The sequence below is a fragment of the Sphaerisporangium rhizosphaerae genome (assembly GCF_042665155.1).
In the GTDB taxonomy this organism is placed as follows: Bacteria; Actinomycetota; Actinomycetes; order Streptosporangiales; family Streptosporangiaceae; genus Sphaerisporangium; species Sphaerisporangium rhizosphaerae.
The window spans coordinates 69,260-96,143 of record NZ_JBHTCG010000028.1 but is presented as its reverse complement, the minus strand read 5'-3'; the positions used below and the strand labels follow the sequence as shown (position 1 = coordinate 96,143).

The following is a 26,884-nucleotide window of genomic DNA, read 5'->3' as shown; positions in this document are numbered from 1 at the left end:
CCAACCGTCATGAGAGAACTCGGTGTCCCAGCGCACGTCGCCGTATTTACCCTCGGTGACTATTTGATGACTCCATGCTGAAGAACGTCCGCAACGAACTGCGAGCCGGCCGCTGTGGAACGCCTGTCCATGCTGGAGGCATGAGCGACGAGGAGCCGATCGACTACGAAGCCGTCCGGCGACGATTCCCCTGGGTCGGTCTAGGAGCCAGCGGCGAACACGATCTCTCTACCCGCTACCGCGAGATCATGGCGGAGGCTCGGAAGAACAGGAGATCGTGGAGGCGATCGAGGCCATCCGCGCCGAGCCGTGAAAGCCCTGCTGTGCGATTCGGACCCGCTCATCGCCACCTTCGATCCGGGCGACACGTTCCACACCAGATGCACCCGTCTCCTGATGACATGGCCCAGCCGGCTCGTCATCCCGGAGCCCGTCCTCGGCGAGACGTGCAACTCTTCTTGCGCAACCATGTCCGGAACGGCGCCGGACTGGAAGCCACGCTGCTCGAAGCCGTCACCACGCACGCCAGTGACTTCGCGATCGCGGATCCAACGCTGGAGGACCGCAGGCGCGCCGTGGACGGGCGCCTGTACGTCAACGTCACCGACGCCGCCGCACCCCGCTGGGAGGACGCGGGCATGCCGTCGGAGGAGGGAAGGCCGAACCTCGGGCTCGGCGCCCGTGTCGTCCAGCCGCAAGCCGGTCGCGAGTACGCCCCGGTGGCCATGGTGACCGATCACGACGCCGAGGTCTGAGCGGACATGGGGGTCGGCTCATGGTGTGGACCCGCCTGGGCAAACCGGCCGGCGGCATCGTCGTCGAACAGGTCGGCGCGGTCGTCCTCACGACGGACCCACCGTCACGCAGACGCACGTCCTTTTCCGCACCCAAGAAGGCACCATCACCGACGCCTGGTACGGCTGACCGCGCAGGAGCGATCAGCCCGCGAACGGCGTACAAAGATTCACTCCAGCAGTCCTTCCGCATGCGCCCACTCGATGAACCCAGCGCCATCACATGGAAGAAACGCCTCGTGATCGCTCAGAAGATCTACTACCTCGGTCGCTTCTCCGGGTTCGACATATCCCTCGCGGATGCCCTTGCAGAGCAACTCGAGCGTCCCCGTCACCTTGACGCCTCGCTCCACTCCATGACGTCGCCCGACGCGATCATCGATCACCGCGACGATGTTGTGGAACTCGGCGTAAGCGAGCGTGGTCGCCTCACCGATGTTGCGGGAGCCGCGACCAAGGCGGTCATGATATTCAGAAAAAAGCGTTAGATAGTCCAATGCGCTCTCATCGACCACCGTCACCCAAGGTTGGGCAGACGCTTGGAACAACTGGGCGTGCTTGGACCCGCCTCGGAGCAACTCCTCCTCGACCGCCTTCGTGATGAGACATACGCTGCCGGCCACGAGCTTGGCGAATATGGGGAGCTGATTCGATCGGGCGAAGTAGTTCAGCGGCGAACTGTCGACGACCAGACGTCCGAGGCTCAACGCAACTCGCCCCGGAGCGCGTCCAGGGGCACCTCGTCCCGGACAGGGAGATCATCGATCTCGATCTCACCACGCAGAATGTCCGCTACCCGCTCGCCGGACAGGCGATGGCTGCGATATGCACGAATCGCGGCCGCGGACACCCCTGTCGGTATGTACGGCGGCTGCAGCTCTTCGACAACGCGCATGTTGCATTCGAGATAGTCCGCCCGAGTGGGAGAACGCGAGTCGAGAAGACCGAACTCGCCCTTCGAGATGAGCTCGAATGCTCGCAGCTGCCTCAGGGCAGCGGTCCAGCTTATTCGGTACTCCGCGCTGACAACGATGGCGGCCTGGCGGGGCTCCAAGTCCTTTCGAAGGTCATGCCATCGCCTGGTAACGCCTTTGCGAGGAAAGAGAAGGTTGATAGCGAATGAGTCGATCGCGCACTCCGCGCCATTAGTGTCGGTTCCCCAGTCAACGGAGTATGCGTCCCCAAAGAGGTGATGGCCCAACTCGTGAGCAAGAGTGGAACGCCTGCGCCCCGGGTCGATCTCCCCGTTGATCACTGCCACCCCGAGACCCTCCACCTCGACATAGGCGCCGTCGGCGGCCGATTCACCAAGGGCGAGGGAGTAAGGGAACAACCCCACGCGTTCGACGAGGTCGGCCAAGTTGTGCAGAGGGGCGCAGGGATCGACACCGAGGAGAGATCTGGCCTCGGACGCCGCCGGCTCCACGGACCAGTCCGCAGCGCCCGGTTTGATCGATCTCAGGGATCCTTTCGCCGGGTTCGGGGTCAGCACCCGGACATCGGCGAGGACCGCCAGGTCGCGGGCGATGTCCTCGATCGCCAGATCACCTTTCTGATCACTACGCTGCCCGGCGACGGCCGCACGCCGGCTGATGACAGCGGCCGGCGGGACCGACACGAACCACTGGAGCGGTCGCCCGAGGACTTCCGCCAAGCGGACGAGTTCGAGGGAGTTGATCTGCCTGCGACCGGCTTCGATCTTGGTCACCGCGGTGCGGTCCACGCCGAGCTCGTGGGCAAGGCGATCTTGGCTGTACCCCCGGGCCCGACGAGCTTCCGCAACACGCGCGCCGACCTGGTGCCACTCCTGCCCATCGATCATGGTGCCATTATCGCACATAATCTCGGTCGATCACAGAATGTGATCTTAATGGCACGTCACGCCTGCTGCCTCGACTGACGGGCCATGGCCACCAGAGAGAACTTCCGCGTCTTTGGCCCGGCAGCCGAGGTGAGACCAACGCCGAGGTTCGGGGTGTGCGCGGATGCGAAAGGAGCCCTGCCGGGTGGGCCAGGGCTCCTTCCTCTCGTGCGTGGTCGCGGGTGTCAGGCGATCATTTCCCCGGTCTTGAGCGCGCCCAAGAACGTGGACCACTCGGCCGGCGGCAGGACGAGGGCTACGGACGCCGCGCTCTTGCTGTCCCGCACCGCGATGATCCCCGGCACGTTCGACGCGACCTCGACACAGTTGCCGTTGTCTGTGCTGTAGGTGCTCTTGCGCCATTGTGCGCCCCAAAGGTCACCCACTTTGGTTCACCACTTCCTGTATGAGGCGGAGTGACTGTTTGAACGGTAGAGCCTCAGCGCGCACCGCGTCATATCTAGCCGTCAGCTCGACGATGACCTGCCGGTCTTCTATCGTTCGCCCATTCGGCTGCGCGTCCGTGTAGGCCGCATAGGGAGATCCGTTCCGCTCGGCGATGATGAACCCCCCGGCCAGCCCGCAGTGCTCTCCTGCGTCGTAGGGCACGATCTGTATGGTGATCTTGGGCCGGTGTGCGACCTCCAGCAGGAACCGTAGTTGTTCCCGTAGAACTTCCGCGCTGCCTATGCACCGTCGAATCACGGCCTCATCCATGATGAAGCTCGTCGCCGGAGGCTTGTCCCTCTGCAGGATCGATTGTCGCTGCATCCGGCTGGCAAGCCGTTCCCCCACCTCCTGAGGGGTGAGGCCAGGAGCCGCCGAGAACATCGCGTGCGCGTATGCCTCGGTTTGCAGGAGGCCGGGGATCAGGATGGGCTCCCAACTACGAAGCACGTCGGCCTCTTCCTCTTGTTCGAGCCAGGGCCTGAGGTGCGCAGGCGCACGGTTCCATGTCGTGGCGATGTAGAGGCCGAACATGGTGCCGTCCAGGCCGAGGGCTCGGTCGCACGCGCGGGCGAAGTCGTCGGTCGGCGGGCGTCTGAGAGTTTCCACCATGGCTACCAGCGAGTCCGAGAAGCCCATGCGAGACGCCAGCGCCCGCTGAGAAAGTCTGGCCGCCTGACGATACCGCCGCAGTTCGCAGGCGAAGACGGCACGGGGGGACTCACCCGGGTCCACGTCCTTCGTGGGGGACAACCCACTCCTTTCTATGGCGATTTCCGACATATTTCTGCGCTCACGGACCAGCTCACGCAAGATGTGAAGCTATGTAAGCGCCAATCGCTCCCGATCGTAACTCTCTGCCGCCACTCTGATAAGGCGAAGTCTGAAAGACGCGCAGTCCTGGATCGGACGAAAAGGCGAGCACAATGCGGATGGGAAGACTATTAGGCGTCATCGAACTGGCCGGCGACCCCAGGTCTGCCAGGACGGCCCGTGACTTCGTACGGGAGAGAGTCGGTGATGGCCACACGGCGCTGGACACCTTGACGCTCCTGGTTTCCGAAGTGGTCACCAACTCGGTGGTCCATTCGGATTCCCGGCATGGCGGAAGAGTCACTCTGACGCTCGCCGACTGCTACGACTTCATTCACGTCGACGTGGTGGACGCGGGCGGCTCAGGGGTTCCACACGTACGGGTCGACGAATCCGGCGAGGGCGGACGGGGTCTTCAGATCGTGCAGATCCTCGCCGCTCGCTGGGGTGTGCGTCAGGATGCGACCAGCCGGACCGTGTGGTTCCAGGTGAACTACGAGCGCGGCAGGGTCGCCTCCGCGATCAGGGCGACGGCGGAGGCGAAATCTTCTGCGTCGGATCATAAGCATGCTTTCCTCACTACCACCTGATCCACTTACGCGCTCGTTGGCCGACACATGAACTGAGCGATCACGCTGTTCATGACGTAGGTGAGCAACGAAATGGCACCGCATATACGAGCCGCCATATCGGCTCGCTTGGCATCCGAATCGGCTTCACCGCCGACCGGTCATGAACCGGTGCGGCGGCGAATTCCACCCCGTTCGCCGTCACATCATGGCGACGGCACGAAGCGGCGCCACCCCTGGGGCGCCATCGTGCCGCCGCCGGCGAGTCGTCCGGCGACCGTCGCCGGGCACCACAGGAAGGGAAGACACATGCACGACCTTTACGGTCACGACCTCGCCGGAGCGCAGTTCCGGCGGTTGTGCGGCGGGTACACCGGCGATGACGGGGAGGCATGCGTGGAACTCGCCCCCATCCCCGGCGCGATCGACGCTTTCGCCCTGCGTGACGGCAAGAACCCGGATGCCGGGACGCTCCGGTTCACCGGTGCCGAACTCCGCGCCGCCGGAATGACCACCCTGTAGCACCAGCGGAACAGGCGGTCCCTGCCCGCTCGCGACAGGCAGGGACCGCGCCCGAAAATAGGGGAAAGAAGCGCACGATGCACCACTTCCACTGCTACTCGTGGACCGGTCAGGGCGACGACCAGCGTCGGGAAGGCGAACGTCGTCCGACATCCCCGGCATGGTCCGGCTCGCCTCTCCCTCCGATGCGCACCTGCGACTGGCTGCTGAAGCCGCTCACCCGCGCGGCGGCGTCACCGCAGAGGGTGGAGCATGCCTTGTCCTGGCTCGCCGAGCGCTACCAGGAGGTCGTTCCGACCTTCCTGTACCCCGATTGCGAGGCCGAAGTCGGACTGGACTTCCGGCTGACGATCGCGAGGGAGTCCCTGGTGGGCGGAGTCGACGTCCAATGGGGCTTCTGGCTACAGGCGGGACGCTTCGCGACCGCCGGCGTCGTCTGCTGCTCCCCGAACCGACACGCCGCTCATCCTTGCCCAGCCCGCCGGTGATGATAGATGCCCGGGGCGACCTTCACCTTGACGACGAAGCTTCAGCGGCCTCCCCATCAAGGGCTCACAGATCGCAACGAAACGCTGCGCGACTGCGAGGGCGACGGCAGAAGGGAATCGCCTCGAAAAGGGCGCGCCGAAGGCACCATTTCCCGGAGCGGCGGCGACGGCACCCCGCGCCGATCGAACCCACCGGCACTCCACCGCGATGTGGCCGGCGGGCTTCGGTGGCCGGTGGTCAGCGGGGCATGGCTACGGTGAGGAGGAGGGCGGAGTCCTCCAGGGCCTCCAGGCGGTGGCGGGTGTCGGGGACGATGATCAGGTCGCCGGCCAGGGCCTCCCAGGAGACCTCGCCGGCGATCACGCGCACCCGTCCGAGCAGCACGAAGATGGTGGCCTCGCCGTTGGCCTCGTGCTCGCTCTGCTCCGAACCCTTGGCGAACGCCATGACCGTCTGCCGCAGGACGCGTTCGTGCCCGCCCACGACGGTGTCGGCCGCGTGCCCGCCGGTCGATTCGACGGCCTTGTCGAGCTGCTGACGGGCCATGGCCACCAGAGAGAACTTCTGCGTCACGATGCTTCCCCTCACGTTCGGCACGGCGGCCGGTCCGGCGTGCGCGCCCCGCTTCCAGGTCGCCGCATCCTGACCGGAGTGGTCACGCGGGACGATGAAGGCTCACCTTCATGCGTACCCCGTTGCGCGTCTACCCTCGTCAGCCGTTTGACACCTTTTCCGTGCCGCCGGTGACGGCTCCCCGGCCGATCACATGCTGTTCAGGGCGGAAGCGGCAGGGCCTTCACGTGGCGGCCAGGGCGACGGTGGGGGCGAGGCGGGCGGCGCGCATCGCCGGGTAGATGCCGGCCAGGGTGCCGATGAGCAGGGTCGCGAGCAGTGCCCCGCCCATCGCCCAGGCGGGAACCACCGCCGGCCAGCCCTTGGCCATGGCGTACGCCGTCGTGGCCGCCGCTCCGAGCGCCGTGCCCGCCACCCCGCCGAGCACCGACAGCAGCAGGGACTCGGTGAGGAACTGGAGCCGTACCTGGCCGCGCGTCGCGCCGAGCGACCGGCGCAGGCCGATCTCCCTGCGGCGCTCCAGGACCGAGATGACCATGGTGTTGGCCACCCCGACCCCGCCCACCAGCAGCGCCACCGCGCCGAGGCCGAGCAGGAGGTTCGTGAACGCGCCCGAGGCCGCCGCCTTGGCCGCGAGGGCGTCGGACGGCCGGCTGACCTGCACCTCGTCGGGACTCTCGGGGTTGACGGTTCGCGGCAGGACCCCGCGCACCGCCTCCACCGTCTCGTCCGGCGAGCGCTCGTAGATCGTGGTCGGGTACCCGTCGAAGCCCGCGTAGCGTTCGGCGGCGGCCCAGCCCATGAGGGCCGAGCGTTCGATCTCCGGCGCCAGCGGCATCGCGTCCAGGATCCCGACCACCGTGAACCAGCGGCCCGCGATCCAGACCGGCACTCCGACGCGCTCGATGCCGAGCCGGCGGGCGGCGACCGAGCCGAGCACGACGGCGGGCTCGCGCCCGATGGCGGCGTTCAGCCAGGTGCCCTGCCGGACGGCGCCCTCCAGCGTGGCGGTCAGGCCCTCGTCCGCCGCCTGCACGGCGATGCCGCCGGTGACGGCTTCGGGGATGCGGTCGGTTCTGCGTACGGTCGCGTCCAGTCGTCCGGTGGCGCCGGCCCTGGTGACCGGGCCGATGCGGCGGACCATGTCCAGCGCTTGCTTCGGCAGTTTGGCGTCGTCGCCGAACATGGTCTGGCCGGGCGCCACGGTCAGCAGATTGGTGCCGAGGCGGTCCAGTTCGCGCAGGAGTTGCTCGCGCGAGGAGGCGGAGATGCCGATGACGGCGACCATGGTGGCGATGCCGATCGCGATGCCGAGCGCCGACAGCACCACCCGGGCCGGCCGGGTGCGCAGCCCGGCGGCGCCCACCCGCAGCACGTCACGAGGTGCGAGCCTCGACGGCGCCAGCCGCTCTCCGCGTCCGCCGGCCCTGACGGCGGTCGTCCCGCTGCTCATCGGAGGTCCCCCTCGAAGTCCCGCCATGCGGCCATACCGGTCACGCCGCCCGTCAGGCGCTTCCCTCGAACTCCCGCGGTCGTGCCGTTCATCGGGTGCTCCCTTCGGTCTCCCGCGGGGTGGCCGGGCCGCTCATCGGGTGATCGTCGCCGACGCCGGTGCCGGTACGGGCCGGGCGCATCGGCGGTGGGCCGTCGTCGGCGGCGATGAGGCCGTCCCGGACGCGTACCCTCCGGGGCGTCCGGTCGGCGACGTCCGCGTCGTGGGTGATGATCGCGACCGTGGTGCCCGAGGCGTGCAGGGTGCGCAGCACCTCCAGCACCTCGGCGCCCGCCGCCGAGTCCAGGTTCCCGGTGGGCTCGTCGGCGAGCAGCAGGGGCGGGTCCCCGACGACGGCGCGCGCGACGGCGACCCGCTGCTGCTCCCCGCCGGAGAGCTGGTGGGGCTTGTGCGCGAGCCGGTGCCCGAGTCCTACCCGTTCCAGGGCGGCGGCGGCCCGCTCGCGCCGCTCGCGCAGCGGGCGTCCGCTGTAGAGGGAGCCGTCGGCCACGTTGTCCAGCGCGGTGGTGCCGGGCGCCAGGTGGAACTGCTGGAAGACGAACCCCAGGCGGCGGGCGCGCAGCGCGGACAGTTCCCGGTCCGACAGCTCGGCGATCTCGTGGCCGGCGATGCGGACGCTTCCCGAGGTGGGCCGGTCCAGGGTGCCGATCATGTGGAGGAGCGTGGACTTGCCCGACCCGGACGGGCCGACGATGGCCAGCAGCTCGCCCTCCTCGATGACCAGGCTCACCCCGCGCAGGGCCTCCACGTGCCCGCCGTAGACCTTGCGCACGTCGGTGAGCCGGACGATGGCGCTCACTGCTCCGGCACCCCGACCTTCATGCCGGCGGCCAGCCCGGGGCCGGTGATCTCGACCCGTCCGCCGCCGTAGGCCCCGGTCTCCACCGCGACATAGCGGGAGGAGGCGCCCTCGACGACCTCGACGCCGAAGCCGCCCTCGGCCAGGGCGAGCAGCGACTCGACCGGCACCGACAGCACGTCCTTCACCCGCTCGCTCTCCATGTCCACGGTGACCGGGGCCTGGTCGAGCCGGCCGACCTTCCTGGCCGACTTCAGCGTGATGTCGACGTCGATGGTGGCCCCGTCACCACCTCCCGGATCGCCTTCCTGGCTGCTGGACCGGGCCACCGTGCCCACCTCGGAGATCGTGCCCTTGACCCGGCGCCCTCCGGGCAGCTCGACGGTCACGGCCGCCCCCTTCCTGGCCATGGCCTGGTAGTCGGTGTCGAGGTCCACGTGGACGGTGCGGCGGGTGGAGGTGACGGCGAGCGCCCGCCTGCCCGGCCCCACGGCGTCTCCGACCTCCACCTCGGCCGAGGAGACCCGCACGGGCCCGTCGAGGAACACGACCTGGGCCGCGTCCACCGCGCCGGTCTCCGGGAGCCCGCGGTCCTCCTGCCACTCCCGTACGGCCTGGTCGGTGGCGTAGGTGAACTCCTCGTCCACGGTCATGTCGTCCCCGTAGCCCAGGGCCCTCAGGTTGGACTCGAGCTGGCGGACGTCGGGCCCGTCGCTCACGCCGCGCCGCATCGTCCGGTACACCGGGACCCGCCCGTACATCAGCACGAGCGGCCTGCGGTCCACCTTGAGCAGCGCGTGGCCGCGGGTGACGGTGCTCCCCTCGGCGGCGACGGCCGTCACGGTGCCGGGCGCGCCCGCGTAGACCTTCCGCTCGCCGGCGTAGGTCAGCGTCCCGTCCACCGAGGAGGAGTCCACCAGGTCGCCGCGCGTGATCTCGGCCGTGCTCCTCGCCGGCGACGCGGACGGCGCCGCCGCGCCGGCGCCGGAGTTCATCACCACAGCCGCCGCGGCCGCCCCGGCGAGGATCAAGGTCACCCCGATCGCGGCCGGCAGGACGGCCAGGCGCCGAGCTCCCATCGATGTTCACCTCCGCGCCGCGGGACCCACGCCCGCGGCATGGGTGGGTTTCTAGCCAGAGGCGGGTTAGCGGCGGGTAAGCGCGGGACGGGGCCGGCGGGCTTACCGGTTGCTAACGCCGTCTGAGGCACGCTGGTCAGTCGTCCGTCGTTGCCGCCGGACCAGCGAAGGGGGGACGCGCGATGCGTGTGCTCGTCGTCGAGGACGAGGACGAACTCGCCGACGCCATAGCCCGCGGGCTGCGGCGCAGGGCGATCGCGGTGGACGTGGCCTACGACGGCGCCGAGGCGCTGGAGCGGCTCGGCCACACCGCCTACGACGTGGTCGTCCTCGACCGCGACCTGCCGGAGCTGCACGGGGACGAGGTGTGCCGCCGCCTGGCCGCCGCCGGGGCGTCCGGGCGGGTGCTCATGCTGACCGCCGCCGGGCGGGTGGGCGACCGGGTCGCGGGGCTGTCGCTGGGGGCCGACGACTACCTCACCAAGCCGTTCGCGTTCACCGAGCTGGTCGCGCGGATCCGCGCGCTCGCCCGCCGCACCGCGCCGGAGCGTCCCGCCGTCCTGTCGCGGGCGGGCGTGCGGGTGGACCTGGCGGTCCGCGCCGTCCACCGGGACGGGCGGCCGGTGACGCTGACGCGCAAGGAGTTCGCCGTGCTGGCGGAGCTGGTGCGGGCCGGCGGGGCCGCCGTGACGCCGCGGCGGCTGGTCGCGCGGGCATGGGACGAGAACGTGGAGTCGGGGACGGGGGCGTTGCGGGTGACCATCACCACCCTGCGCAGGAAGCTGGGAGAGCCGGACGTCATCGAGACCGTGCCGGGGATGGGGTACCGCCTGGCGGAGCGGCCGGAAGGTGCGCGGTGATCGCCCGGCGGGCGCGCGGGTGGTGGAGCGGCGTCGGGCTGCGCACCCGGCTCACCATTCTCTACAGCGGCCTGTTCTTCACGGCCGGGACGGCGCTGCTGTGGGTGACGTACCTGCTCACGGCCCGCGCGCTGGAGCGGGAGCTGTTCTTCGGTACCTCCACGCTGCCGCCTGACCTGCCCACCTCGCCGCACAAGCCCATGGTGTTCGCGATGAAGGTGCAGCGCGACGTGCTCGCCCAGGTGGAGCAGGGCAGGCAGCAGGTGCTCGGCGACCTGTTCCAGAACTCGGCCATCATCATGCTGGTCGGGGGCGTGCTGGCGATCGTCCTCGGCCATCTGGTGGCCGACCGCGCGCTGCGCCCGCTGCGGCAGGTGACCGAGACGGCCGAGCGGCTCTCGGAGAGCACCCTGCACGAGCGCATCGCCCTCGCGGGCCCGCGGGACGACGTCAAGCGGCTCGCCGACACCTTCGACGCCATGCTGGACCGGCTCCAGCGGGCGTTCGACGCGCAGCGGCGGTTCGTGCTGAACGCCTCGCACGAGCTGCGCACCCCGCTGGCGATCAACCGGACGCTGCTGGAGGTGGCCCTGGAGGAGCCGGACGCCTCCGACGACCTGGTGCGCCTGGGCAAGGCGCTGCTGGGCACCAACGCCCGGCACGAACGGCTGATCGAGGGGCTGCTGCTGCTCACCCGGTCGGAGCACGAGCTGGTGGCGCGCAAGCCGGTGGCGGTGGACGAGGTGGCGCTCGGCGTGCTGGAGGGGCTGGAGGCGCTCGCGCGGCGGCGGCGCGTCGCCCTGGAGCGCCGGCTGTCCCCGGCGACGGCGGCGGGCGATCCGGTGCTCATCGAGCGGTGCGTGTTCAACCTGGTGGAGAACGGGCTGAAGTACAACGTCAAGGACGGGATGCTGCGGGTCGAGGTGACCGACGATTCCAGAAATATCGTGATCAAGGTGGCTAATACCGGGCCGGTGATCCCCGCCTACGAGGTCGAGGACCTGTTCGAGCCGTTCCACCGGTTGCGCGAGCGCGTCGGCTCGGCGCAGGGCTCCGGTCTCGGGCTCTCGATCGTCCGGGCCATCGTCGCCGCGCACGACGGCCAGGTGGAGGCGACGCCCCGTCCGGACGGCGGCCTGCTCGTCACCGTGAGCCTGCCCGCCGCCCGCCCCCCGGTCGCGGCCCGCCTCCCCGCCGCCACGAGGTGACCGGCGGGGCGACGCGGCCGGGCCGCGGTCACCCGCCCATGCCGCCGCCCATGAAGTGCTCACACGCCTTCTGCGCGGCCTTGACCTTCTCCTCCCCTCCGCTGCCCGGCTTGGGCATCCTGATCAGGATGCCCTCCCCGGGCTTGGGGTCGGCCATGTCGACACCGTGCTCGCGCATGCACCGGGCGAAGCGCAGCATGGCGTCCCGGCGCTTCGGGTCGTCCGCGTCCATCCGCTTGCCGCCCTGCATGTACTTCCCGCACGCCTTCTGCGCCGCCTCCATCTTGCCCTGCTGCCCCTTGTCGATCTTCATCTGGATGCGGCCGTCCGGATCGGGGTCCTTCATGTCGACCCCGTGCTCGCGCATGCACTGCGCGAACTTCAGCGGGTCGCTGGACGTCGCGGGCGAGGCCGACGCGGCGGGCCCGCCGGAGGCCCCGCCGTCGGCCGAGGCGACGCCCGTCCCCTTCGCCTGCCCCCCGCATCCGGCCAGCGCGAGCACGGGCAGTGACGCCAACACCAAGGTCAGCCGCCGGACAACCATCTCGATCTCCTCCTCGCGTCCCCGGGCCCGGTGCCCGGCCGACGGGACCATGTCTACGGAGCACGGGATTAGCGAGAGGTAAGGGTGACGCGCACCCGGACGTGCGCCATCACTTTCCATGCCTATGACCACAATTTGCCCGGTATGTCCCATCCGCTGCTCGACCGGGGGTAAGGCTCTCAGGGAGGACGCAGGGGGCCAGGTGATCGCGAGGAAGCTGTCCGCCGGTGCCGCCGATCTGATGGCCGAACTGATGGAGGCCGGCCACTTCTCGGGCCTGGAGATGCTGCCGGAGCTGCTCGCCGAGCACGCCCCGGGCGCGGGCATGCGCGACATCCTCGTGTACCTGGTGGACCTCCAGCAGGAGAACCTGCACCTGCTCCCCTACCCCGAGGGCCGGCCTCTGGGGCCCTGCGAGCTGCGGGTCGACGGCACGCTGGCGGGCAAGGCGTTCCAGCAGCTGCAGGTCCTCCCCAAGACCGGCGAGGACGGCCGTCCCGAGTGGTGGTGGGCGCCCCTGCTGGACGGCATCGAACGCCTCGGGGTGATGCGCGTCAGCGTGGACGAGGAGACCGAGTGGACCCAGGCGGACATCCGCTGCCTGGCCTCGACCGTGGCGCTGCTGGTGGCGAGCAAGAGCGCCCACAGTGACACCTTCGCACGGCTCGTGCGCACCCGCGCGATGAGCGTCACGGCGGAGATGCAGTGGAACCTGATGCCGCCGTTGAGCTTCGCCAACGACGAGGTGGTGATCGCCGCGGCGCTGGAGCCCGCCTACGACATCAGCGGCGACGCCTTCGACTACGGCCTGGCGGGCGACACCCTGCACCTGGCGATGTACGACGCCATGGGCCACGACGCCTCCGCCGGCCTGACCGCGACCCTGGCCGTCGCGGCCTGCCGCAGCCACCGCCACCAGGGCAAGGACCTCCCCTCCACCGTCGAGGCGATCGAGGACGCCCTGATGGAGGAGTTCGGCACCGATGAGCGCTTCGCCACCGCGGTGCTGGCCAACCTGGACGTCCCCAGCGGGCTGCTCACCTGGATCAACTGCGGCCACCATCCCCCCGTGCTGATCCGCGACGGGCACTGGGTGGCCACGCTGGACTGCCGGCCGTCCCACCCGCTCGGGCTCTACCTCGGCCTGCCCCTGGTGACGTGCCAGGAGCAGCTCCAGCCCGGCGACCGCGTGCTGCTCTACACCGACGGCATCACCGAGGCCCGAAACGAGCACGGCCAGGAGTTCGGGCTGCCGCGCTTCGTCGACTTCGTCATCCGCAGCGCGATGGACGCCCTGCCCGTGCAGGAAACCCTGCGCCGGCTGATCCGCAACGTGCTCACCTACCACGACCAGCGGATGGAGGACGACGCCACCGTCATGCTGGTCGAGTGGCACGGCCCCCGCCACCCCACCCGCGAACGCCCCTCCATCCTCCCCTGACCGCACACCCCACTGCCCGCACCCGCTGGTCAGGACTCCGCGCGGGCCTCGGCGGCGCGGCGGCGGGCTTCGGTGGCTCGGCGGGTGGCGCGGTCGCGTTCGCGCTCGGCCATGTTCAGCCGCTTGGTGGCCGCCTCCTGGCGTTCGAGGGCCGCGGCGAGCTCTCGGCGCAGCCGGTCGGCCTCCTCGGTGGCGGCCACGTGAGCCCGCTCGGCCTCACCGGCCTCCGCCTCCCATTCGGCGAGGGCGCTCGCGGCCTGCGCGGCCTGGGCCTCGGCCGCCGCCGCCCGCTCCTCCCGCCGGCGGCGCCGCTCCTCTTCCTCCCGCTTCTTGGCCTCCTCGCGGGCCTTGGCCGCCTCGGCCGCCCGCTGGGCCCGATCGCCCTTGGCGGCCGGGGCGCCCTTGGCGGCGCGCCCACCGGCCGGCGCGGAGGAGCCGGCCTCGTGCTGGTCCGTTCCGGCCGGCGCGGCGCCGGCGACGGAGCTCCCCAGAAGCGCGGACAGGTCGTCGGCCGGGCCGAAGCCGACGTGTCTGCGCGGCTGGGCCAGCCGGCCGTGCCGGACCTCCTCGGCCACCGCCGCGTCCATCGTCGCGGCGTGCAGGGTGTCCTCGATCTCGCGTGCGGCCCCCTCGCGCAGCGGACGGCCCGCCTGCTCGGCCAGCGCGTCGACGGTGCGGGCCAGGCGGGCGACCAGTTCGCCGCGCCGCTGGTCCAGCTCGCCGATCTGCCCGCCCTTCCCCCAGGCCGCGCGCAGGTCGGCGCCCAGGTCGAGCAGCTCGTCCAGCTCGTCGGGGGCGTCACGGGCCAGCCGGTTCACCGCCCACGCGGACACCGTGGGGCGCCGCAGCGCGCCGATGCTCTTGGCCAGGCCGGCGTCCCCGGCCTTCTTGGCCTCGGCCGCCAGCCGCTTGCGCGTCTCGACGAAGTCTTCCGGCGCGCCGCCGTACAGCTCGCTCACCGCCTGGGAGAGGTCCACATCACCGCCTTATCAGGGTCTCCCACCAGCCGTCCACCGCCGGCGCGGCGTCGACGTCGACGGTCTCACCGGGCCGAGGCGCCACGATGCGGACGTCACGGGCCTTGGCCTCCCGCCACAGCCGCTCGACGGGCTCCGCCCACGGGTGCAGGGCCAGCGTGAACGTCGCCCAGTGCACGGGAAGCAGCAGCCCGCCGCCGAGGTCGACGTGGGCGTTCACCGCCTCCTCGGGGTTCATGTGGATGTCGGGCCATGCGGGGCTGTAGGCGCCGATCGGCATCAGCGTGAGGTCGAACGGCCCGTGCTGGGCGCCGATGCCGGCATACCCCTGGAAGTATCCGGAGTCGCCGGCGTAGAAGACCTTGCGGCGCGCCCCGGCGACCGCCCACGAGCCCCACAGCGTCTCGTCTCGGCGGAAGGTCCGCCCGGAGAAGTGCCGGGCCGCCGTCGCGGTGAACCGCAGGCCGGCCACCTCGGCCTCCTCGTCCCAGTCGAGCTCGACGACGCGGTCGGACGGCACTCCCCACTTCTCCAGGTGGGCGCCGATGCCCAGGGGCACGAGGAAGGGCGCGGTGCTCGTGCGGGCCAGCACGCGAACGGTCGCCAGGTCGAGGTGGTCGTAGTGGTCGTGCGAGATGGCGATCGCGTCGAGGGAGGGGAGCGAGCCGAGGCCGACCGGCGCCGGGTGCAGCCGCTTCGGCCCCACGAGCTGGGAGGGCGAGACCCGCCTGCTCCACACCGGGTCGAACAGGACCCGCCGTCCCTCGATCTCGACCAGCGTCGAGGCGTGGCCGTACCAGACGACCCGCAACCCGTCGGGGGTGGGCGGCTCGGCCGACGGGGTCAGAAGCGGCACCTCCCCCGGCGGACGGCGCCGCTCGGCGCCGGTGAGCAGCTCGCGGAGCATGCCCGGCGGCGGCCCGGCCGGCACCTTCGTCGGTCCGGGCATCGGGTTGACGAAGACGCCGTCCGCGAACCGCGCCGAGGCGCGCATGCGGGCGGCGCGGCGCGCGCCGGAGCGCAGTGGGCGGGCGCCGAGCTCCGCCGGGACGTCCCGCAGCGCCCAGCCCGCCGCCGCCACCGCCGCGGCGGCCGTCAACCTCGTCGTGGTCCGTCCCATCACCGTTCACGCTCCCCGCGTCTCAGTCGTCCACCCAGCCGAACTCCTTCTGGCCGGTCCGGTGTTCCCGCCGCCCGCGGATGCCCGCCGGGTGACCGTGCCGATGGTCGCGTACAGGCCCGCCCAACGCCGTCGCCACCCATCGCGGCGGCGACAAAGAGCGTCCAAAGACACACGTGTCGTGAGCATTCCGGCACAGCGCGTGGCCGGTGACGGGGTAGGGAGCCTGACGTCGCCGATGTCCGGTCCGGGGAACGCCCGCCGCCGGACGGACCTGGAGAGGCAGGTGCGCCCGATGGCCCTTCACCGCACGCAGAGCCGGCCCGCCGGAACGAACGGCCCGCCGGACCATGCCCCCGTCCACGTCCCCGTCCGCGTCCGCGTTCGCGTGCCGGGGGCGGTGCTGCTGGGTGTCCTGGCCGGCGCGCTGATCGCGGTCGCCGCGCCCTCGGCCGCCGGAGCCGAGGCGACGGCCGCGCCCCGAGGCGGCGCCGCGGTGTTCGGGGGCGGCGACCGGGGGCCGATCCACATGACGGCGGGCAACGGCCGGCGCAACAACGCCTACGCCGCCATCTACAGCCCTACGGTGGTCCGCGGCCAGCAGCAGGTGACCAACACCATCACCGGCGGATACTCGCGCACGCAGACGGCTCTGTGCACGCACCAGCGCGTCTGCGTCATCAAGCAGCGAAACCGCGCCACGCACCGCGGTTGGCACCGCCCAAGGCAATGATCCGGCAATGACCGGCTCGCGCCGTTCGCGGCGGACCCGCCCGCCGTGCCGCCCGGAGTTACGCTGACCGGGCCGGTCCCGATCCGGACCTGGCCGCCCGGCTTTCGGGTGACGCATCAGGGGGCGGAAGATGACGCGTCAGCACGGCGGCCGAGCCCGCATGCCAGGCGACCTCGCCATGTGGCTGCTCGCGGGGGCCTGCGCCGCGATCGTCCCGGTCGTGGCCTCGCCCGCCGCGACGGCCGACGCCGGGGCTGGCCGGGCGTCGTACAGAGCCCACCACGCCCGTACCCAAGCACAACCTCGCCAGCGCGCACGGTCGGCCACGCGGGAGCGGGGCCGCGCACGGGCCCACGGGCACGCCCGTGCCGGCGGCGGAGGGCTCGCCCGCGCGACCGGGGGCGGTCACCCGCGCGGCGGCGACGACGGTGACGGCACCGCGCCCAAGGTGGTGAAGTCCGGGAACGGCACGCGGAACCAGAGCATCACCGAGATAGGCAGCACGACCGTCAACAAGGGCATGCAGCACACCACCGCCGAGACCGTGAGCGGGACGACCGGCATCCAGAACGCGCTGTGCAAGCACGCCAAGGTGTGCAACATCCACCTGAAGGTCATCATCATCAACCCCGGCCCGTCCCAGAAGGGCAAGAAGGCCAAGTCCGCCGTCACCGACGTCACGACGACCGACGACCCCGCAGACGGTGCCACCGCGAGCCAGAACACCACCGCCGACGAGGACGACTGCTGCTGCGACTGACGGTCCACGAGCCCCGTCGCGCGACCCACCTCCTGGCATCGGCTCGACGGGGTGGTGGTCCACTCCGGTTCGCCGGCGGCACAGGCGCGAGCGGTTCCTTCGTTCGACGGGGGCCGCCGGGCGCATGGGCTCGACCGGCCGCTCACGGTGAGGCCGCGGCACGGAGTCCGTGCCGCGGCCGCGGATGCCCGTCAGTGAGTGCGGCTCAGGGGGTCGGGGTCACGGTCACCGTCTGGGTCACCGTCGGGTCGGCCGTGGGGGTCTCGGAAGGAGCCGTAGGAGTCTCGGAAGGAGCGGTGGGGCTCTCGGAAGGAGCCGTGGGGGTCTCGGAGGGCAGGGTGGGCTCGGTCGGCGTGGGCGTGGGGGTCGGCGTGGGGCAGGACGCGGGAGCGCGCCACTTGGCCTGACCCGGCCACCAGTGGGTGCTGGGCTTCCAGCCCTTGCCGGGCCAGTACCGCTTGTTCGGCCGCGACAGGTCCACGATGTACCCGGCCGTGGCGCTCAACTCGGGGGCGGCGGTCGCGGTCTCCCCCTGAGGCGCGACCGCGTCGCTCTGCCCGGGCGCGGGCGTCACGGTGCCTTCGGCCGTGGCGGTCACGGAGCCCTCGGGCGTGGGGGTCACCGACTCCCCGGGGGCGGGCGTGACCGAAGCCTCGGGCGTGGGGGTGAGGGAACCCTCCGGGGTGGGCGTGGCCGAGTCCTCGGGGGCCGGCGTGACCGAGCCCTCCGGGGTGGGGGTCACCGAGGGGGAAGGGGTCGGGGTCGGCGGGACGGGGGTCGTGTCGCCCCCCTGCGGCACGGCGGTCAGCGCGACCCAGTCGCCCTGCTTGATCACGCTGTCGCCGTGGCGGCCGGAGACGACGCGGGTGGCCTCGATGATCGAGTACGCCTTCTCGTAGCCGTCCTGGCTGCGCACGGTGATCGCGTCGTCGGACACGGCGGTCGCCTGGCCGGTCTGGGTGAGCAGGGTGACGGTGGCGCAGCGGTCCTTCGACGGGACGACGAACTCGCCGTGCATCGTCCCGAGGAACGCCCAGGGGGCCACGTGCGGCACCGAGACAGGGGTCTCGACCGGCGGCGGGGTGCCGTCCGTGGGCGGCGCGGTCGGGGTGTCGGTGAGCGTGGGGGTGGGGGCGGGGGTCTCGGAGGGAGGCGGCGTGGGGGACGAGGCCGAAGCAGCGGCCATCCCGATGCCTCCCGACGTCACGAGCATGACGGCGGCGGCGAGGACGGACGGTCCTGAGAGGCGCCAGCGTGGCCCGCCTGATCCGATCTTGTGCGGGTTGTCAGGGTTGGTGGGCGTCACCGTGATCCTCCATTGGCTTGTCTGGTCACCCCGCCGCGAACGCCGGCGAGATGACAGGGCCGTTCTGCCTTACCCCCTCTAGAACGGCCCTCACGCCCTCCCGGCTCGATTGTGGGACGCGGAAATCGGCCGATCCCCCTTGCCGGACGGGCCCGCCGGCGCCCCGGCGCCCGCCGTCCCCCGCCGCGCGGCACCCGCTCCCGGGCAGGTCGGCCCGCGATTCCGGGCAGCGCGGAACCCGTCCTCGCTCGACCCGCCGAAGGCCCGAATCTCCGGCCAAGAAATTTCGTGGACATTTCCCGGCGGCACCGCCATCTTCACCCACCGTCTCCCTTCCCCTTCTTTCTGTAACCACCGAAGCCCTCCTCGCACGGAAACGGCCCGTCTCCGGGGAGACGGGCCGTGCGGAGCAGGAGGGTCAGGCGATCACGTGGCCGTCGTCCGGGCGGTCGACGCGGGAGCGGCGGAAGTCGCGCAGGACGAAGGTGCGCTGGAGCCAGCGGTCGGCGCCGTCGTAGCGGGGGCGGAACGCGGTTCGCCCGTGCATGGTGACCCGGTTGTCGACGATCGCCAGGTCGCCGGGGTTGAGGACGACGGTGTGGGCGACCCGCTCGCACAGCTCCCCCAGCTCGGCCAGCGCCCGCTCGGCCTCGGGGCTGAGGGCCTTGGTCGCGGCGAAGTCGACGCGGATGTCGGGGTCCTCCGGCGCGCCCGACAGCACCGCGTGGGGGGCGGTGCTCTGGCCGGTGCCGAACGAGGGCGGCGCGGCCGTCACGAAGTCGGGGCTGCTCAGCGCGGTCCTGGCCGCCGGGCTGAGCAGCGGCGTGATCTCCCGGATGCTCGCCGTGCGCAGGCCGGCGACCCGGTCGCGGTCGGCGCGCAGGCACAGGAGCATGACGAAGTCCGGCCGGTAGGGGTGGAAGGCGTTCTCGTTGTGGAAGCTGAGCAGCACCGAACCGGCGTTGCCCTGGAACTCCTCCTTGCCGCGCACCGGCACGACGTCCTGTACCAGGGCGCCGGACTTCTCGGCGCGGAAGGCCACGGGCTCGCCCAGCTCGGCGGCGATCAGCATGAGGAGCAGGGCGGGAACGGTGCCGAACCGCTGCACCGAGGTGCCGGTCCCGGGCGTGCAGGGCAGCGACGCCTCGTCGATGGGCAGGTTGTGGATGAGCGCGGCGCCGCGCTCCCCGGACTCGCGCAGGAAGCCGCGCAGCATCCCGCGGAGGGAGGCGGGCATCAGCATGGACGCCCGGCGGCAGGCGGCGATCATCTCCGCGTCGTCGATGCGGCCGCCCGGGACCTGACGGATCACCGTCCGGGCGATGGTCACCAATTCGTCGGCGTCCGTGGCGCTCAGCCGGAGACCCCCGGTGGCGCTTTCGGCCGTTGCCAGAACTGTCAACTGACTCTCCTAAGAACAGCGGCGGAGCGACTCGTGAAGCGTATTGAGCCGGTTTATGCGGGCAATATTCGCCCGATTTGGCACAGAGCCGGTTTCACACAAGGCCGGTTTCACACAAAGAAGTCGGGCACGACGGACAGGTCGCCGGAGTGGCCGGCGGCCTGGTGGACGAACCGTCCGACGGCGAGGTCGAGCACGCCCAGCCCGAACGGCGAGAAGATCAGCGGCCGGTCGCGGCGGACCGTCACCGCGCCGGTCATGACGTCGTAGAGGGTCCCGTCCACGAAGTCCCGCCCGCCGGTCAGCTGCTGGGCCAGGTCCAGGGAGGTGCCGGCGCGCAGGCAGTGGTCGACGTCGTCCACGACGTTGGCGGCGTCCTTGACGATCTCGGGCGCGAGGTCGCGGAGCGACACGTGCAGGACGAGCGGGTTGTGGGCCAGCAGGGCGGGGTCGGTCACGTGCGGCGTGCCGGCGACGGTGGCGAACACCACCAGGTCGCAGGCGCGGAGCAGGTCCTCGGGACGGTCGTGCACCACGGCGTCCTGGCCTGCGGCGGCCAGGTCGGCCGCGAACCCGGCGGCGCGCTCGGGCACCAGGTCGTGCACGCCGACACTGTCGAAGCTCCAGCCGGTGGCGGCGAAGTAGGAGTGGATGGTGCGGGCGATCAGCCCGGTGCCGAAGAACCCGGCGCGCACCGGCCGCCGCCCTTCGCGCGTGAGACGATCGGCCGCCAGGACGGCCGAGGCGGCGGTGCGCGCGGCGCTGATGAGGGAGGCCTCCAGGCAGGCGTACGGGTAGCCGGTCTCGGGGTCGTTGAGGATGAGCACGCCGGACGCGCGCGGGATGCCGCGTGCCACGTTCGCGGGGAAGCTGGAGATCCACTTGAGCCCGTCGACGGCGTCCTGCCCGCCCACGGACGCGGGCAGCGCGATGATCCGCCCGGTGGGCCGGTCGGGGAAGCGCAGGAAGTACGACGGCGGGTTGACGGTGCGGCCCTCGCCGTGGAGGCGGTAGGCCTCCTCGACCAGTTCGACCACCTGCTTCTCCCGGCCGGCCAGCACGCGGCGCACGGCGGCTCCGGGCAGCACGCCGAACGGGGGGAGGCCGAGCTTCTCATCCGGCATGCTGGAGGTCCTTCCGATAGGGGGCCTGGATGGTGCGGGCGAACGCGCGCAGCGCGTCGACCACGTTCGCCTCGCCGAGCAGAGCCGCGAGCCCGCCTGACACCAGGTGGAACTCCGTGCAGCCGATGACGACGCCCGTGCAGCCGTAGCGGGCGCGCAGGCGGTCGACGGCCGGCGCGACGTCGGGCAGCGCGCCGTTGCGCTTCATCCGGTACACCATGCGGTGCACCAGCTCCTGGTCCCGCTCTCCGAGCAGGGCCACCCGGCCGGCGACGCGGTCCCACAGCGGCGCGCTCTGGAAGATGCGCGCCCGCCGCGTCCCCTCGGTGCACAGCAGCAGGAACCTGCCCTCGGCGCGGTCCAGCTCGTCGATCGTCAGGTCCACCAGGGAGGTCAGCCGCGCCCGGAGCAGCGGGTCGACCAGCGGGAGGAAGTGGTGGGCGGTGAAGCAGGCCATGACGAGCCGGTCGGCGCCGCGCGCGAGCAGGTCGCCGAGCCGGTCGTCGAGGCGGCGGGCGATCTCCTGCGCGCCCGGGCCGTCCACGGCCTCGGTGCGGTCGGGAAAGCCGGGGTCGGAGTCCACGAGCACCCGGGGCATGTCCTGTTCGCGGGAGCGGAGATTGGCGTGGTAGAGCGTCTTCAGAAACTCGGCCGAGGCGAGCGGACCCATCCCACCGAGCACACCGAGAACATCCATTGGCACAAACTATGGCCACCGGTTATCAGCCCGATATCAAACGGATTCCCGATATCCAGGTGATAAGCGGGTCGGGCATATTCGGCGGGGACGACAGAATGGAGTCCGCCAAATGACCGAGGTCATGATCGACGCCGTTCCGCTCGCGGACGGCGGGACCGAGCTGTTCGACTGGATGGCGCGCATGCGGGACCACCATCCCGTGTGGCGCGAGGGCGACGGCGCCTACCACGTCTTCCGCTACGTGGACGTGGAGCGCGTGCTGACCGACCACGCCGCCTTCTCCAACGACATCAGCCGCATCAACCCCGAGCTGGCCGAGATCAGCCAGGGGAACATCAACTCGATGGACCCGCCCGGGCACACCAAGCTGCGCCGCCTGGTCAGCAAGGCGTTCACCCCCCGGACGGTCGGCGCGCTCGCGCCCCGCATCGCCTCCCTGGCCGATGAGCTGCTGGAGGAGGTGACGGCGCAGGAGTTCGACCTGGTCGACGCGCTGACCTTCCCGCTCCCGGTGATCGTGATCTCCGAGCTGCTCGGCGTGCCGGCCTCCGACCGGCACCTGTTCCGCACGTGGATCAACCGCATGCTGAACGCGCAGAGCATGACCGCCCGCGAGGGCATCACCTCCGAGTCGCCCGAGTACGCCGACCTGCTCGAACAGGTCACCAAGGACATGGCCGACTACCTGCTCCAGCACTGCCGCGACCGGCGCCTGCACCCCAGGGACGACCTGATCAGCGCGCTGTGCACGGCCGAGGTGGACGGCGAGCGGCTCTCGGAGGACGAGGTCGTCAAGTTCGCCGACATCGTGTTCATGGCGGGCAGCGTCACCACGACGCTGCTGCTGGGCAGCTCCGTGCTGTGCCTGGACGCCCACCCGGAGGCGATGGCCGCGGTCCGCCGCGACGCCGCGCTGATCCCCCCGGCGATCGAGGAGGTGCTGCGCTACCGCGCGCCCTTCACCACCGCCAGCAGGATCACCGCCGCGGAGGTGGAGCTCGGCGGGGTGACCATCCCGGAGAACCGCGTGGTCACGCCCTGGCTGATGTCGGCCAACCACGACGAGCGCCGCATCGCCGACCCGGGGCGCTTCGACATCCGCCGCGACCCGAACCCGCACCTGGCCTTCAGCCACGGCATCCACTTCTGCATCGGCGCGCCGCTGGCCCGCCTGGAGGCCAAAATCGCGCTGGAGGCGCTGCTGCGCCGCTTCCCCTCGCTGGAGGTGGACCGGAGCGTGGAGATCGGTTACCACGAGCGGGGCATGTGGGGGCCGAAGAACCTGCCCGTCATCGCCCGGCCGAACTAGAGGGGCGGGGCATGTACGACGTGATCGTGGTCGGCGCCCGCTGCGCGGGGTCGCCGGCCGCCATGCTGCTGGCGCGGGCCGGGTACCGGGTGCTGCTGCTGGACAAGGCCCGCTTCCCCCGCGACAAGCTGTCCACGCACTACCTGCACCAGCCGGGCGTGGCGAAGCTCGGCCAGTGGGGCGTGCTGGACGCCGTGGTGGCGACCGGCTGCCCGCCCATCGACGGCATCGTGTACCAGGTGGAGGACGTGCGGCTGGAAGGCTGCTCGTGGGGGGTGGACGGCTACCGCACGGCCTACGCGCCGCGCCGTCACCGCCTGGACCCCGTCCTGGCCGACGCCGCCATCGCCGCCGGGGTGGAGTTCCGGCAGGGATGCCAGGTGGAGGGGCTGCTGTCCGACGGCGACCGCGTCGCCGGCGTGCGGGTCAAGACGGCGCAGGGCCGGTTCGAGGAGCGGGCGAGGCTGGTCATCGGCGCCGACGGCATGCGCTCCACGGTCGCGGCGCTGACCGGCGCGCGCACGATGGTGGAGGACGCCCCGAGGTCGTGTGTGTACTTCAGCTACTTCGAGGACCTGCCGGCCACGTTCGAGGTGTACCAGCGGCCCCGCCGCCTGGTCGGCACGGTGCCCACCAACGACGGGCGCACGCTGGTCGGGGCGTACTTCCCGCAGGCGGAGTTCGAGCGCATCCGCGGGGACGCCATGACGGCCTACCTGGACAGCGTCCGCACGACCGCGCCCGAGGTGCACGAGCGGATGCGCTCGGCCACCCGGGCGGAGCGGCTGTACGGGACCGGCGACCAGCGCAACTTCTTCCGCCAGGCGGCCGGCCCCGGGTGGGTGTTGCTGGGGGACGCGGGCTACCACAAGGACTCGATCGGCAACAGCGGCATCACCGACGCCTTCCTCCAGGTGCAGATGCTGGTGGACCGGATCGGCGCCGACCTCGGCGACCCGGCCAGGCTGGACGCCGCGCTGGCGCGGTTCGGCGAGGACCGCGACGAGCACTTCACGGGCGTCTACCACGGCACGCTGAGGGCCGCCGAACTGCAGATCCAGCCGGAACGGGTCACCATGCTGCGCGCCATCGCCGGCCGTCAGGACCTGGTGGACCACTACTTCTCCACCCTGTCCGGCGCCTGCGAGATCGACGACTTCTACACCGACGACCTCTTCGACGCCCTGGCCCTCGCCTGAGCCCGGCGGCCGCTCCAGCGCCGACACTCTCCAGGCGTGGTCCTCGCAGGTCCCAGGCAGCAGAACGCGGCGACCTGCCGGCGCAGGGTCATTCCCGGAGCAGATCAGCGACGTGAGGCGCGGAGCACGTCCATCGGCGGATACGGCGACCCACCACAAGCTACGCTGGAGCCACGGTCAGGAGATGAGGGTGCAAGGAGATGAGCGACCGTGGACGTGGACCTCGAGCACGAACCGATCCATGACCTCGCCCGCCGAGTCATCCGACTGGCCGAGGAGACCCAGCATGCCGCTCAGGTGCTCGAACGCCGCCTGGAAGCCCTGGAACGCCGCGACGAGGCCACCGGCAGGGCCGAGCGCATCCTGACGATCGCCGCCGGCATGCGAACCCACCTCGGCCAGGACAAGCTCTCCACTGACACTCTCTACGACCCCGGCACCGGCCTCCCCGCATGATCGTCGACTCGGCGCCATCATCGCCATCATCAACGACGAACCGGAAGCCGGCAGGTTCGCCCACGCCATCGCCGGCACCGTCTGCCGCATCTCGGCCGTCAACTACGTCGAAGCGGCCATCGTGGCCGACAACCGAGGCGAGGCCATGCGCCGGTCCTTCGACGCGCTCATCGACGCGATGACCCTTCTGATCGAGCCCGTCACACCCACGCAGGCGAAGATCGCCCGCGGCGCCTACGAGACCTACGGCAAGGGCAACAACTCCAAGGCCCGGCTCAACATGGGCGACTGCTTCGCCTACGCCCTGGCCAAGGACCTCGACCAGCCGCTCCTGTTCAAAGGCGACGATTTCCCCCACACCGACATCACCCCCGCCCAGCCCTGACGTCAAGGCGAGATCCACACCAAGGATCGCTCGGCTGCCGCCCCGCTTCCCCTCGCTGAGGGTCGACCTCGGGCGCCATCCGAGATCGGCGACTTCTCCACCGACGAACTGTTCGATGCCCTGGCCCTGGTCTGAGCGGCCAGGGGCCTCACTGGACGGCGCCGGACCGGGTGAGGAGGTCGTCGTACCAGGCGTCGTAGGGGTGGTTGGTCGCGGGATAGCCGGCGAGGGGGGTCGTCGCCATGGCCGCCGAGTCGAAGTCCCACCCGCGCACGAGCCGGCCCGCCTGCCGCGCGGAGGTGATGAAGGCGGACTCGGTGGCCGGTGCGGCATAGAACAGGGCGCCCTGCTGCAGCTCCGCGGCATCGCCCTTCTGGTACTCGTCGAAGGCCGTCTGCCGGTAGCGGACGCGGTCGCCGGTGAACCGGTCGGTGTCCACGCGCAGGGTCCCCGCCGGCGTGGGGCCGTCCGCCCCGGTCCACACGTGGACCCTCGCCGTGCCACGGGCCGAGGTGGTCTTGTCGAAGCGCGCGTCGGAGGTCTTGGCGTTGCCGCTCCACGCGACAGTGGAGGCGGCGGTGTTCAGCGCGCCGTTCCACGTCCAGTTCTGGCTGTTGTTCTGGCTGCGGTGGATCTCGCGCAGTTGCGTGCCGGCCGGGCTGGTGAACGCGACCGTCGGCAGGACGCCGTTGTCGTACTGGTGGCTCGCCGACCAGGTGATCTCGCCGTCGGCGTCGAGCCGCCCGACGCGGTACCACAGCGTGGTCGCGCTCTGGGACTGGTGGACCTCGACCAGGTCGCCGTTGTCGTTCAGCGCGACGGCGGGCGTCTGGCCGGTGTCGTACCTGCCGTGGCGCAGCCAGCTCACCCGGCCGTTGTCGTAGCGGCCGGTCCAGTACCACAGCACGCCCGCACCGGAGTCGTGCACCTCGACGACCTGGCCGTTCGCGTTCAGCGCGACCGCGGGGTTGGCACCGAGGTCGCGTCTGTACTCCGCGCGGGTCTTGCCGTCGCCCGAGAGCAGCGCCAGCACCCGGCCGCGCAGCGCGTCCACCGACGGCGGGCTCGCCGGGTACTCCTCCGCGGCCGACAGCCGGGGCCCGAACACCGAGACGAGCTCCTGGTTGAGCGCGGTCAGGTTGCCGGCGGCGAAGGAGGGGTTGTCGGTCAGGTCGTCCTTGAGGTCGAGCATGACGACGATCGGGGCGGCGGTGGGATGCTGCTGGGACCACGTGTCGATCACGGTCAGCCAGTCGCGCAGCAGGTTCGAGGCCGGGTTGCCCGCGTGGTCGACCAGGTCGCCGGGCGAGTCGTGGCCGATGGCGTAGTCGTGGGCGGTCGCGTACCCGTTGTCGTGGACGTCGAGCTCGATGAAGCGGACGCCGTGGTCGAGCTGATAGGCGATGGACTTCTTGGCGCCGTCCACGTTGCCGGAATAGCTGTTGTGCGTGGCGCGGAAGATCGCCGACGGTAACGGCGCCTCCGCTTCGGCCCGCGCGTTCCCGCTGATCAGCAGTACGGACGCGGCCACGGCGACCACGGACGGCAGGGCCCTGGAAGGGGTCATCCTCGGATCCTCACGTTGGGGGGACGGTGGTGCTGAGGGCTTCTTAGCACCACGCCGGGGGAAACGGGGGCGAACGGCGATGGCCACGGGGTGAAATCCCCGTGGCCATCGCCGTCGTCGCTTTCGTCGGGCCAGACGGGCGTCGACCGGAAACTCCGACAGCGAGGTCAGGCGTGGTCTCGAGGAGATCGTGGCCGTTCACCCATGGTCTCTGCGCTACTCGGATCAGCCTGATGGTCGCTGTCAGCCGGGTCGGGGGTGTGGGGCCGAGCCCCTGCCTTGGGGTTTGGGGCGGGAGCCCCAAAAAGCACCGTCCGAGCGCAGCGAGGGCCAT

At 71.2% G+C, this 26,884-nt stretch carries 29 protein-coding genes; 13 read left to right on the top strand and 16 right to left on the bottom strand.

Annotated features, from left to right (window positions below; translation table 11 throughout):
* Positions 1-446: 446 nt before the first annotated feature.
* Entirely contained in the window at positions 447-755 is a 309-nt protein-coding gene (locus ACFQSB_RS30800) for a hypothetical protein (protein WP_380830360.1), read from the top strand.
* A gap of 209 nt (positions 756-964) precedes the next feature.
* Here the strand turns inward: ACFQSB_RS30800 and ACFQSB_RS30795 are convergent, their stop codons facing one another.
* The 4 genes from ACFQSB_RS30795 to ACFQSB_RS30780 form a co-directional block, all read right to left on the bottom strand.
* Positions 965-1,501: a hypothetical protein gene (locus ACFQSB_RS30795; protein WP_380830358.1), complete on the bottom strand. Its 537-nt coding sequence runs from the start codon at positions 1,499-1,501 to the stop codon at positions 965-967.
* Entirely contained in the window at positions 1,498-2,616 is a 1,119-nt protein-coding gene (locus ACFQSB_RS30790; protein WP_380830356.1) for an XRE family transcriptional regulator, read from the bottom strand. Before ACFQSB_RS30790 ends, ACFQSB_RS30795 begins: the two co-directional genes overlap by 4 nt.
* 224 nt (positions 2,617-2,840) lie before the next feature.
* On the bottom strand, positions 2,841-3,041 hold the full coding sequence (locus ACFQSB_RS30785) for a DUF397 domain-containing protein (RefSeq protein WP_380830354.1): 201 nt from the start codon (positions 3,039-3,041) through the stop codon (positions 2,841-2,843).
* Positions 3,034-3,915 carry a helix-turn-helix domain-containing protein gene (locus tag ACFQSB_RS30780; RefSeq protein ID WP_380830352.1) on the bottom strand — a complete coding sequence of 294 codons (882 nt, stop codon included), beginning with the start codon at positions 3,913-3,915 and terminating at the stop codon, positions 3,034-3,036. The genes ACFQSB_RS30785 and ACFQSB_RS30780 overlap by 8 nt, the downstream gene beginning before the upstream one ends.
* A 113-nt stretch (positions 3,916-4,028) precedes the next feature.
* Here ACFQSB_RS30780 and ACFQSB_RS30775 point away from each other — a divergent pair, with 113 nt between their 5' ends.
* The 3 genes from ACFQSB_RS30775 (at position 4,029) to ACFQSB_RS30765 (ending at position 5,494) form a co-directional block, all read left to right on the top strand.
* On the top strand, positions 4,029-4,505 hold the full coding sequence (locus tag ACFQSB_RS30775; RefSeq protein ID WP_380830350.1) for an ATP-binding protein: 477 nt from the start codon (positions 4,029-4,031) through the stop codon (positions 4,503-4,505).
* Positions 4,506-4,793: 288 nt separating this feature from the next.
* A complete protein-coding gene (locus ACFQSB_RS30770) occupies positions 4,794-5,006 on the top strand; it encodes a DUF397 domain-containing protein (protein WP_380830348.1) in 213 nt (70 codons plus the stop codon).
* Between the two features lie 77 nt (positions 5,007-5,083).
* On the top strand, positions 5,084-5,494 hold the full coding sequence (locus ACFQSB_RS30765) for a hypothetical protein (protein ID WP_380830346.1): 411 nt from the start codon (positions 5,084-5,086) through the stop codon (positions 5,492-5,494).
* A gap of 238 nt (positions 5,495-5,732) precedes the next feature.
* Here the strand turns inward: ACFQSB_RS30765 and ACFQSB_RS30760 are convergent, their stop codons facing one another.
* The 4 genes from ACFQSB_RS30760 to ACFQSB_RS30745 all read right to left on the bottom strand — a co-directional run bounded on the left by ACFQSB_RS30760 (position 5,733) and on the right by ACFQSB_RS30745 (position 9,459).
* The gene (locus tag ACFQSB_RS30760) at positions 5,733-6,068 is read right to left on the bottom strand and encodes a cupin domain-containing protein (protein WP_354848196.1); all 336 of its coding nucleotides are present in this window, start codon (positions 6,066-6,068) and stop codon (positions 5,733-5,735) included.
* Positions 6,069-6,291: 223 nt separating this feature from the next.
* Entirely contained in the window at positions 6,292-7,521 is a 1,230-nt protein-coding gene (locus tag ACFQSB_RS30755; RefSeq protein WP_380830344.1) for an ABC transporter permease, read from the bottom strand.
* Between the two features lie 88 nt (positions 7,522-7,609).
* A complete protein-coding gene (locus ACFQSB_RS30750; protein ID WP_380830342.1) occupies positions 7,610-8,380 on the bottom strand; it encodes an ABC transporter ATP-binding protein in 771 nt (256 codons plus the stop codon).
* A complete protein-coding gene (locus tag ACFQSB_RS30745; RefSeq protein ID WP_380830340.1) occupies positions 8,377-9,459 on the bottom strand; it encodes a peptidoglycan-binding protein in 1,083 nt (360 codons plus the stop codon). Before ACFQSB_RS30745 ends, ACFQSB_RS30750 begins: the two co-directional genes overlap by 4 nt.
* Before the next feature lie 182 nt (positions 9,460-9,641).
* Between ACFQSB_RS30745 and ACFQSB_RS30740 the strand changes: the two genes are divergently transcribed.
* Complete coding sequence (locus ACFQSB_RS30740; RefSeq protein WP_380830338.1) at positions 9,642-10,319, top strand: response regulator transcription factor; 678 nt, start codon at positions 9,642-9,644, stop codon at positions 10,317-10,319.
* Positions 10,316-11,527, top strand: a complete 1,212-nt coding sequence (locus tag ACFQSB_RS30735) for a sensor histidine kinase (protein WP_380830336.1) — start codon at positions 10,316-10,318, stop codon at positions 11,525-11,527. The genes ACFQSB_RS30740 and ACFQSB_RS30735 overlap by 4 nt, the downstream gene beginning before the upstream one ends.
* 28 nt (positions 11,528-11,555) lie before the next feature.
* Here ACFQSB_RS30735 and ACFQSB_RS30730 read toward each other — a convergent pair whose 3' ends face one another.
* On the bottom strand, positions 11,556-12,071 hold the full coding sequence (locus tag ACFQSB_RS30730; RefSeq protein WP_380830335.1) for a hypothetical protein: 516 nt from the start codon (positions 12,069-12,071) through the stop codon (positions 11,556-11,558).
* Between the two features lie 202 nt (positions 12,072-12,273).
* Between ACFQSB_RS30730 and ACFQSB_RS30725 the strand changes: the two genes are divergently transcribed.
* Positions 12,274-13,512: a PP2C family protein-serine/threonine phosphatase gene (locus ACFQSB_RS30725; RefSeq protein WP_380830334.1), complete on the top strand. Its 1,239-nt coding sequence runs from the start codon at positions 12,274-12,276 to the stop codon at positions 13,510-13,512.
* 29 nt (positions 13,513-13,541) lie between these two features.
* Here ACFQSB_RS30725 and ACFQSB_RS30720 read toward each other — a convergent pair whose 3' ends face one another.
* Entirely contained in the window at positions 13,542-14,489 is a 948-nt protein-coding gene (locus ACFQSB_RS30720) for a hypothetical protein (protein ID WP_380830333.1), read from the bottom strand.
* 1 nt (position 14,490) lies between these two features.
* The gene (locus ACFQSB_RS30715) at positions 14,491-15,609 is read right to left on the bottom strand and encodes an MBL fold metallo-hydrolase (RefSeq protein WP_380830332.1); all 1,119 of its coding nucleotides are present in this window, start codon (positions 15,607-15,609) and stop codon (positions 14,491-14,493) included.
* A gap of 295 nt (positions 15,610-15,904) precedes the next feature.
* Here ACFQSB_RS30715 and ACFQSB_RS30710 point away from each other — a divergent pair, with 295 nt between their 5' ends.
* Both ACFQSB_RS30710 and ACFQSB_RS30705 read left to right on the top strand, forming a co-directional pair.
* On the top strand, positions 15,905-16,342 hold the full coding sequence (locus ACFQSB_RS30710; RefSeq protein WP_380830331.1) for a hypothetical protein: 438 nt from the start codon (positions 15,905-15,907) through the stop codon (positions 16,340-16,342).
* 130 nt (positions 16,343-16,472) lie between these two features.
* Positions 16,473-17,102, top strand: coding sequence for a hypothetical protein (locus ACFQSB_RS30705; protein WP_380830330.1), 630 nt, complete (start codon positions 16,473-16,475; stop codon positions 17,100-17,102).
* A 205-nt stretch (positions 17,103-17,307) separates the two neighbouring features.
* On the opposite strand, the gene ACFQSB_RS30700 is transcribed toward ACFQSB_RS30705, so the two are convergent.
* The 4 genes from ACFQSB_RS30700 to ACFQSB_RS30685 all read right to left on the bottom strand — a co-directional run bounded on the left by ACFQSB_RS30700 (position 17,308) and on the right by ACFQSB_RS30685 (position 21,631).
* Positions 17,308-18,408: a RodZ family helix-turn-helix domain-containing protein gene (locus tag ACFQSB_RS30700; RefSeq protein WP_380830329.1), complete on the bottom strand. Its 1,101-nt coding sequence runs from the start codon at positions 18,406-18,408 to the stop codon at positions 17,308-17,310.
* A 418-nt stretch (positions 18,409-18,826) separates the two neighbouring features.
* Positions 18,827-19,810: a TauD/TfdA family dioxygenase gene (locus tag ACFQSB_RS30695; protein WP_380830328.1), complete on the bottom strand. Its 984-nt coding sequence runs from the start codon at positions 19,808-19,810 to the stop codon at positions 18,827-18,829.
* Positions 19,811-19,920: 110 nt separating this feature from the next.
* Positions 19,921-20,934 (bottom strand): 2,3-diaminopropionate biosynthesis protein SbnB, encoded by a 1,014-nt coding sequence (gene sbnB / locus ACFQSB_RS30690; protein WP_380830327.1) that lies wholly within the window; start codon positions 20,932-20,934, stop codon positions 19,921-19,923.
* Complete coding sequence (locus ACFQSB_RS30685; RefSeq protein WP_380830326.1) at positions 20,924-21,631, bottom strand: aspartate/glutamate racemase family protein; 708 nt, start codon at positions 21,629-21,631, stop codon at positions 20,924-20,926. Before ACFQSB_RS30685 ends, sbnB begins: the two co-directional genes overlap by 11 nt.
* Before the next feature lie 112 nt (positions 21,632-21,743).
* On the opposite strand from ACFQSB_RS30685, the gene ACFQSB_RS30680 reads away from it, so the two are divergent.
* The 4 genes from ACFQSB_RS30680 (at position 21,744) to ACFQSB_RS30665 (ending at position 24,983) form a co-directional block, all read left to right on the top strand.
* Complete coding sequence (locus ACFQSB_RS30680) at positions 21,744-22,943, top strand: cytochrome P450 (protein ID WP_380830325.1); 1,200 nt, start codon at positions 21,744-21,746, stop codon at positions 22,941-22,943.
* An 11-nt stretch (positions 22,944-22,954) separates the two neighbouring features.
* Entirely contained in the window at positions 22,955-24,142 is a 1,188-nt protein-coding gene (locus tag ACFQSB_RS30675) for an NAD(P)/FAD-dependent oxidoreductase (RefSeq protein ID WP_380830324.1), read from the top strand.
* A gap of 210 nt (positions 24,143-24,352) precedes the next feature.
* Complete coding sequence (locus ACFQSB_RS30670) at positions 24,353-24,598, top strand: hypothetical protein (protein WP_380830323.1); 246 nt, start codon at positions 24,353-24,355, stop codon at positions 24,596-24,598.
* The gene (locus ACFQSB_RS30665; RefSeq protein WP_380830394.1) at positions 24,558-24,983 is read left to right on the top strand and encodes a type II toxin-antitoxin system VapC family toxin; all 426 of its coding nucleotides are present in this window, start codon (positions 24,558-24,560) and stop codon (positions 24,981-24,983) included. The genes ACFQSB_RS30670 and ACFQSB_RS30665 overlap by 41 nt, the downstream gene beginning before the upstream one ends.
* A gap of 148 nt (positions 24,984-25,131) precedes the next feature.
* Here ACFQSB_RS30665 and ACFQSB_RS30660 read toward each other — a convergent pair whose 3' ends face one another.
* A complete protein-coding gene (locus ACFQSB_RS30660) occupies positions 25,132-26,550 on the bottom strand; it encodes a PI-PLC domain-containing protein (RefSeq protein WP_380830322.1) in 1,419 nt (472 codons plus the stop codon).
* Between the last annotated feature and the right edge of the window lie 334 nt (positions 26,551-26,884).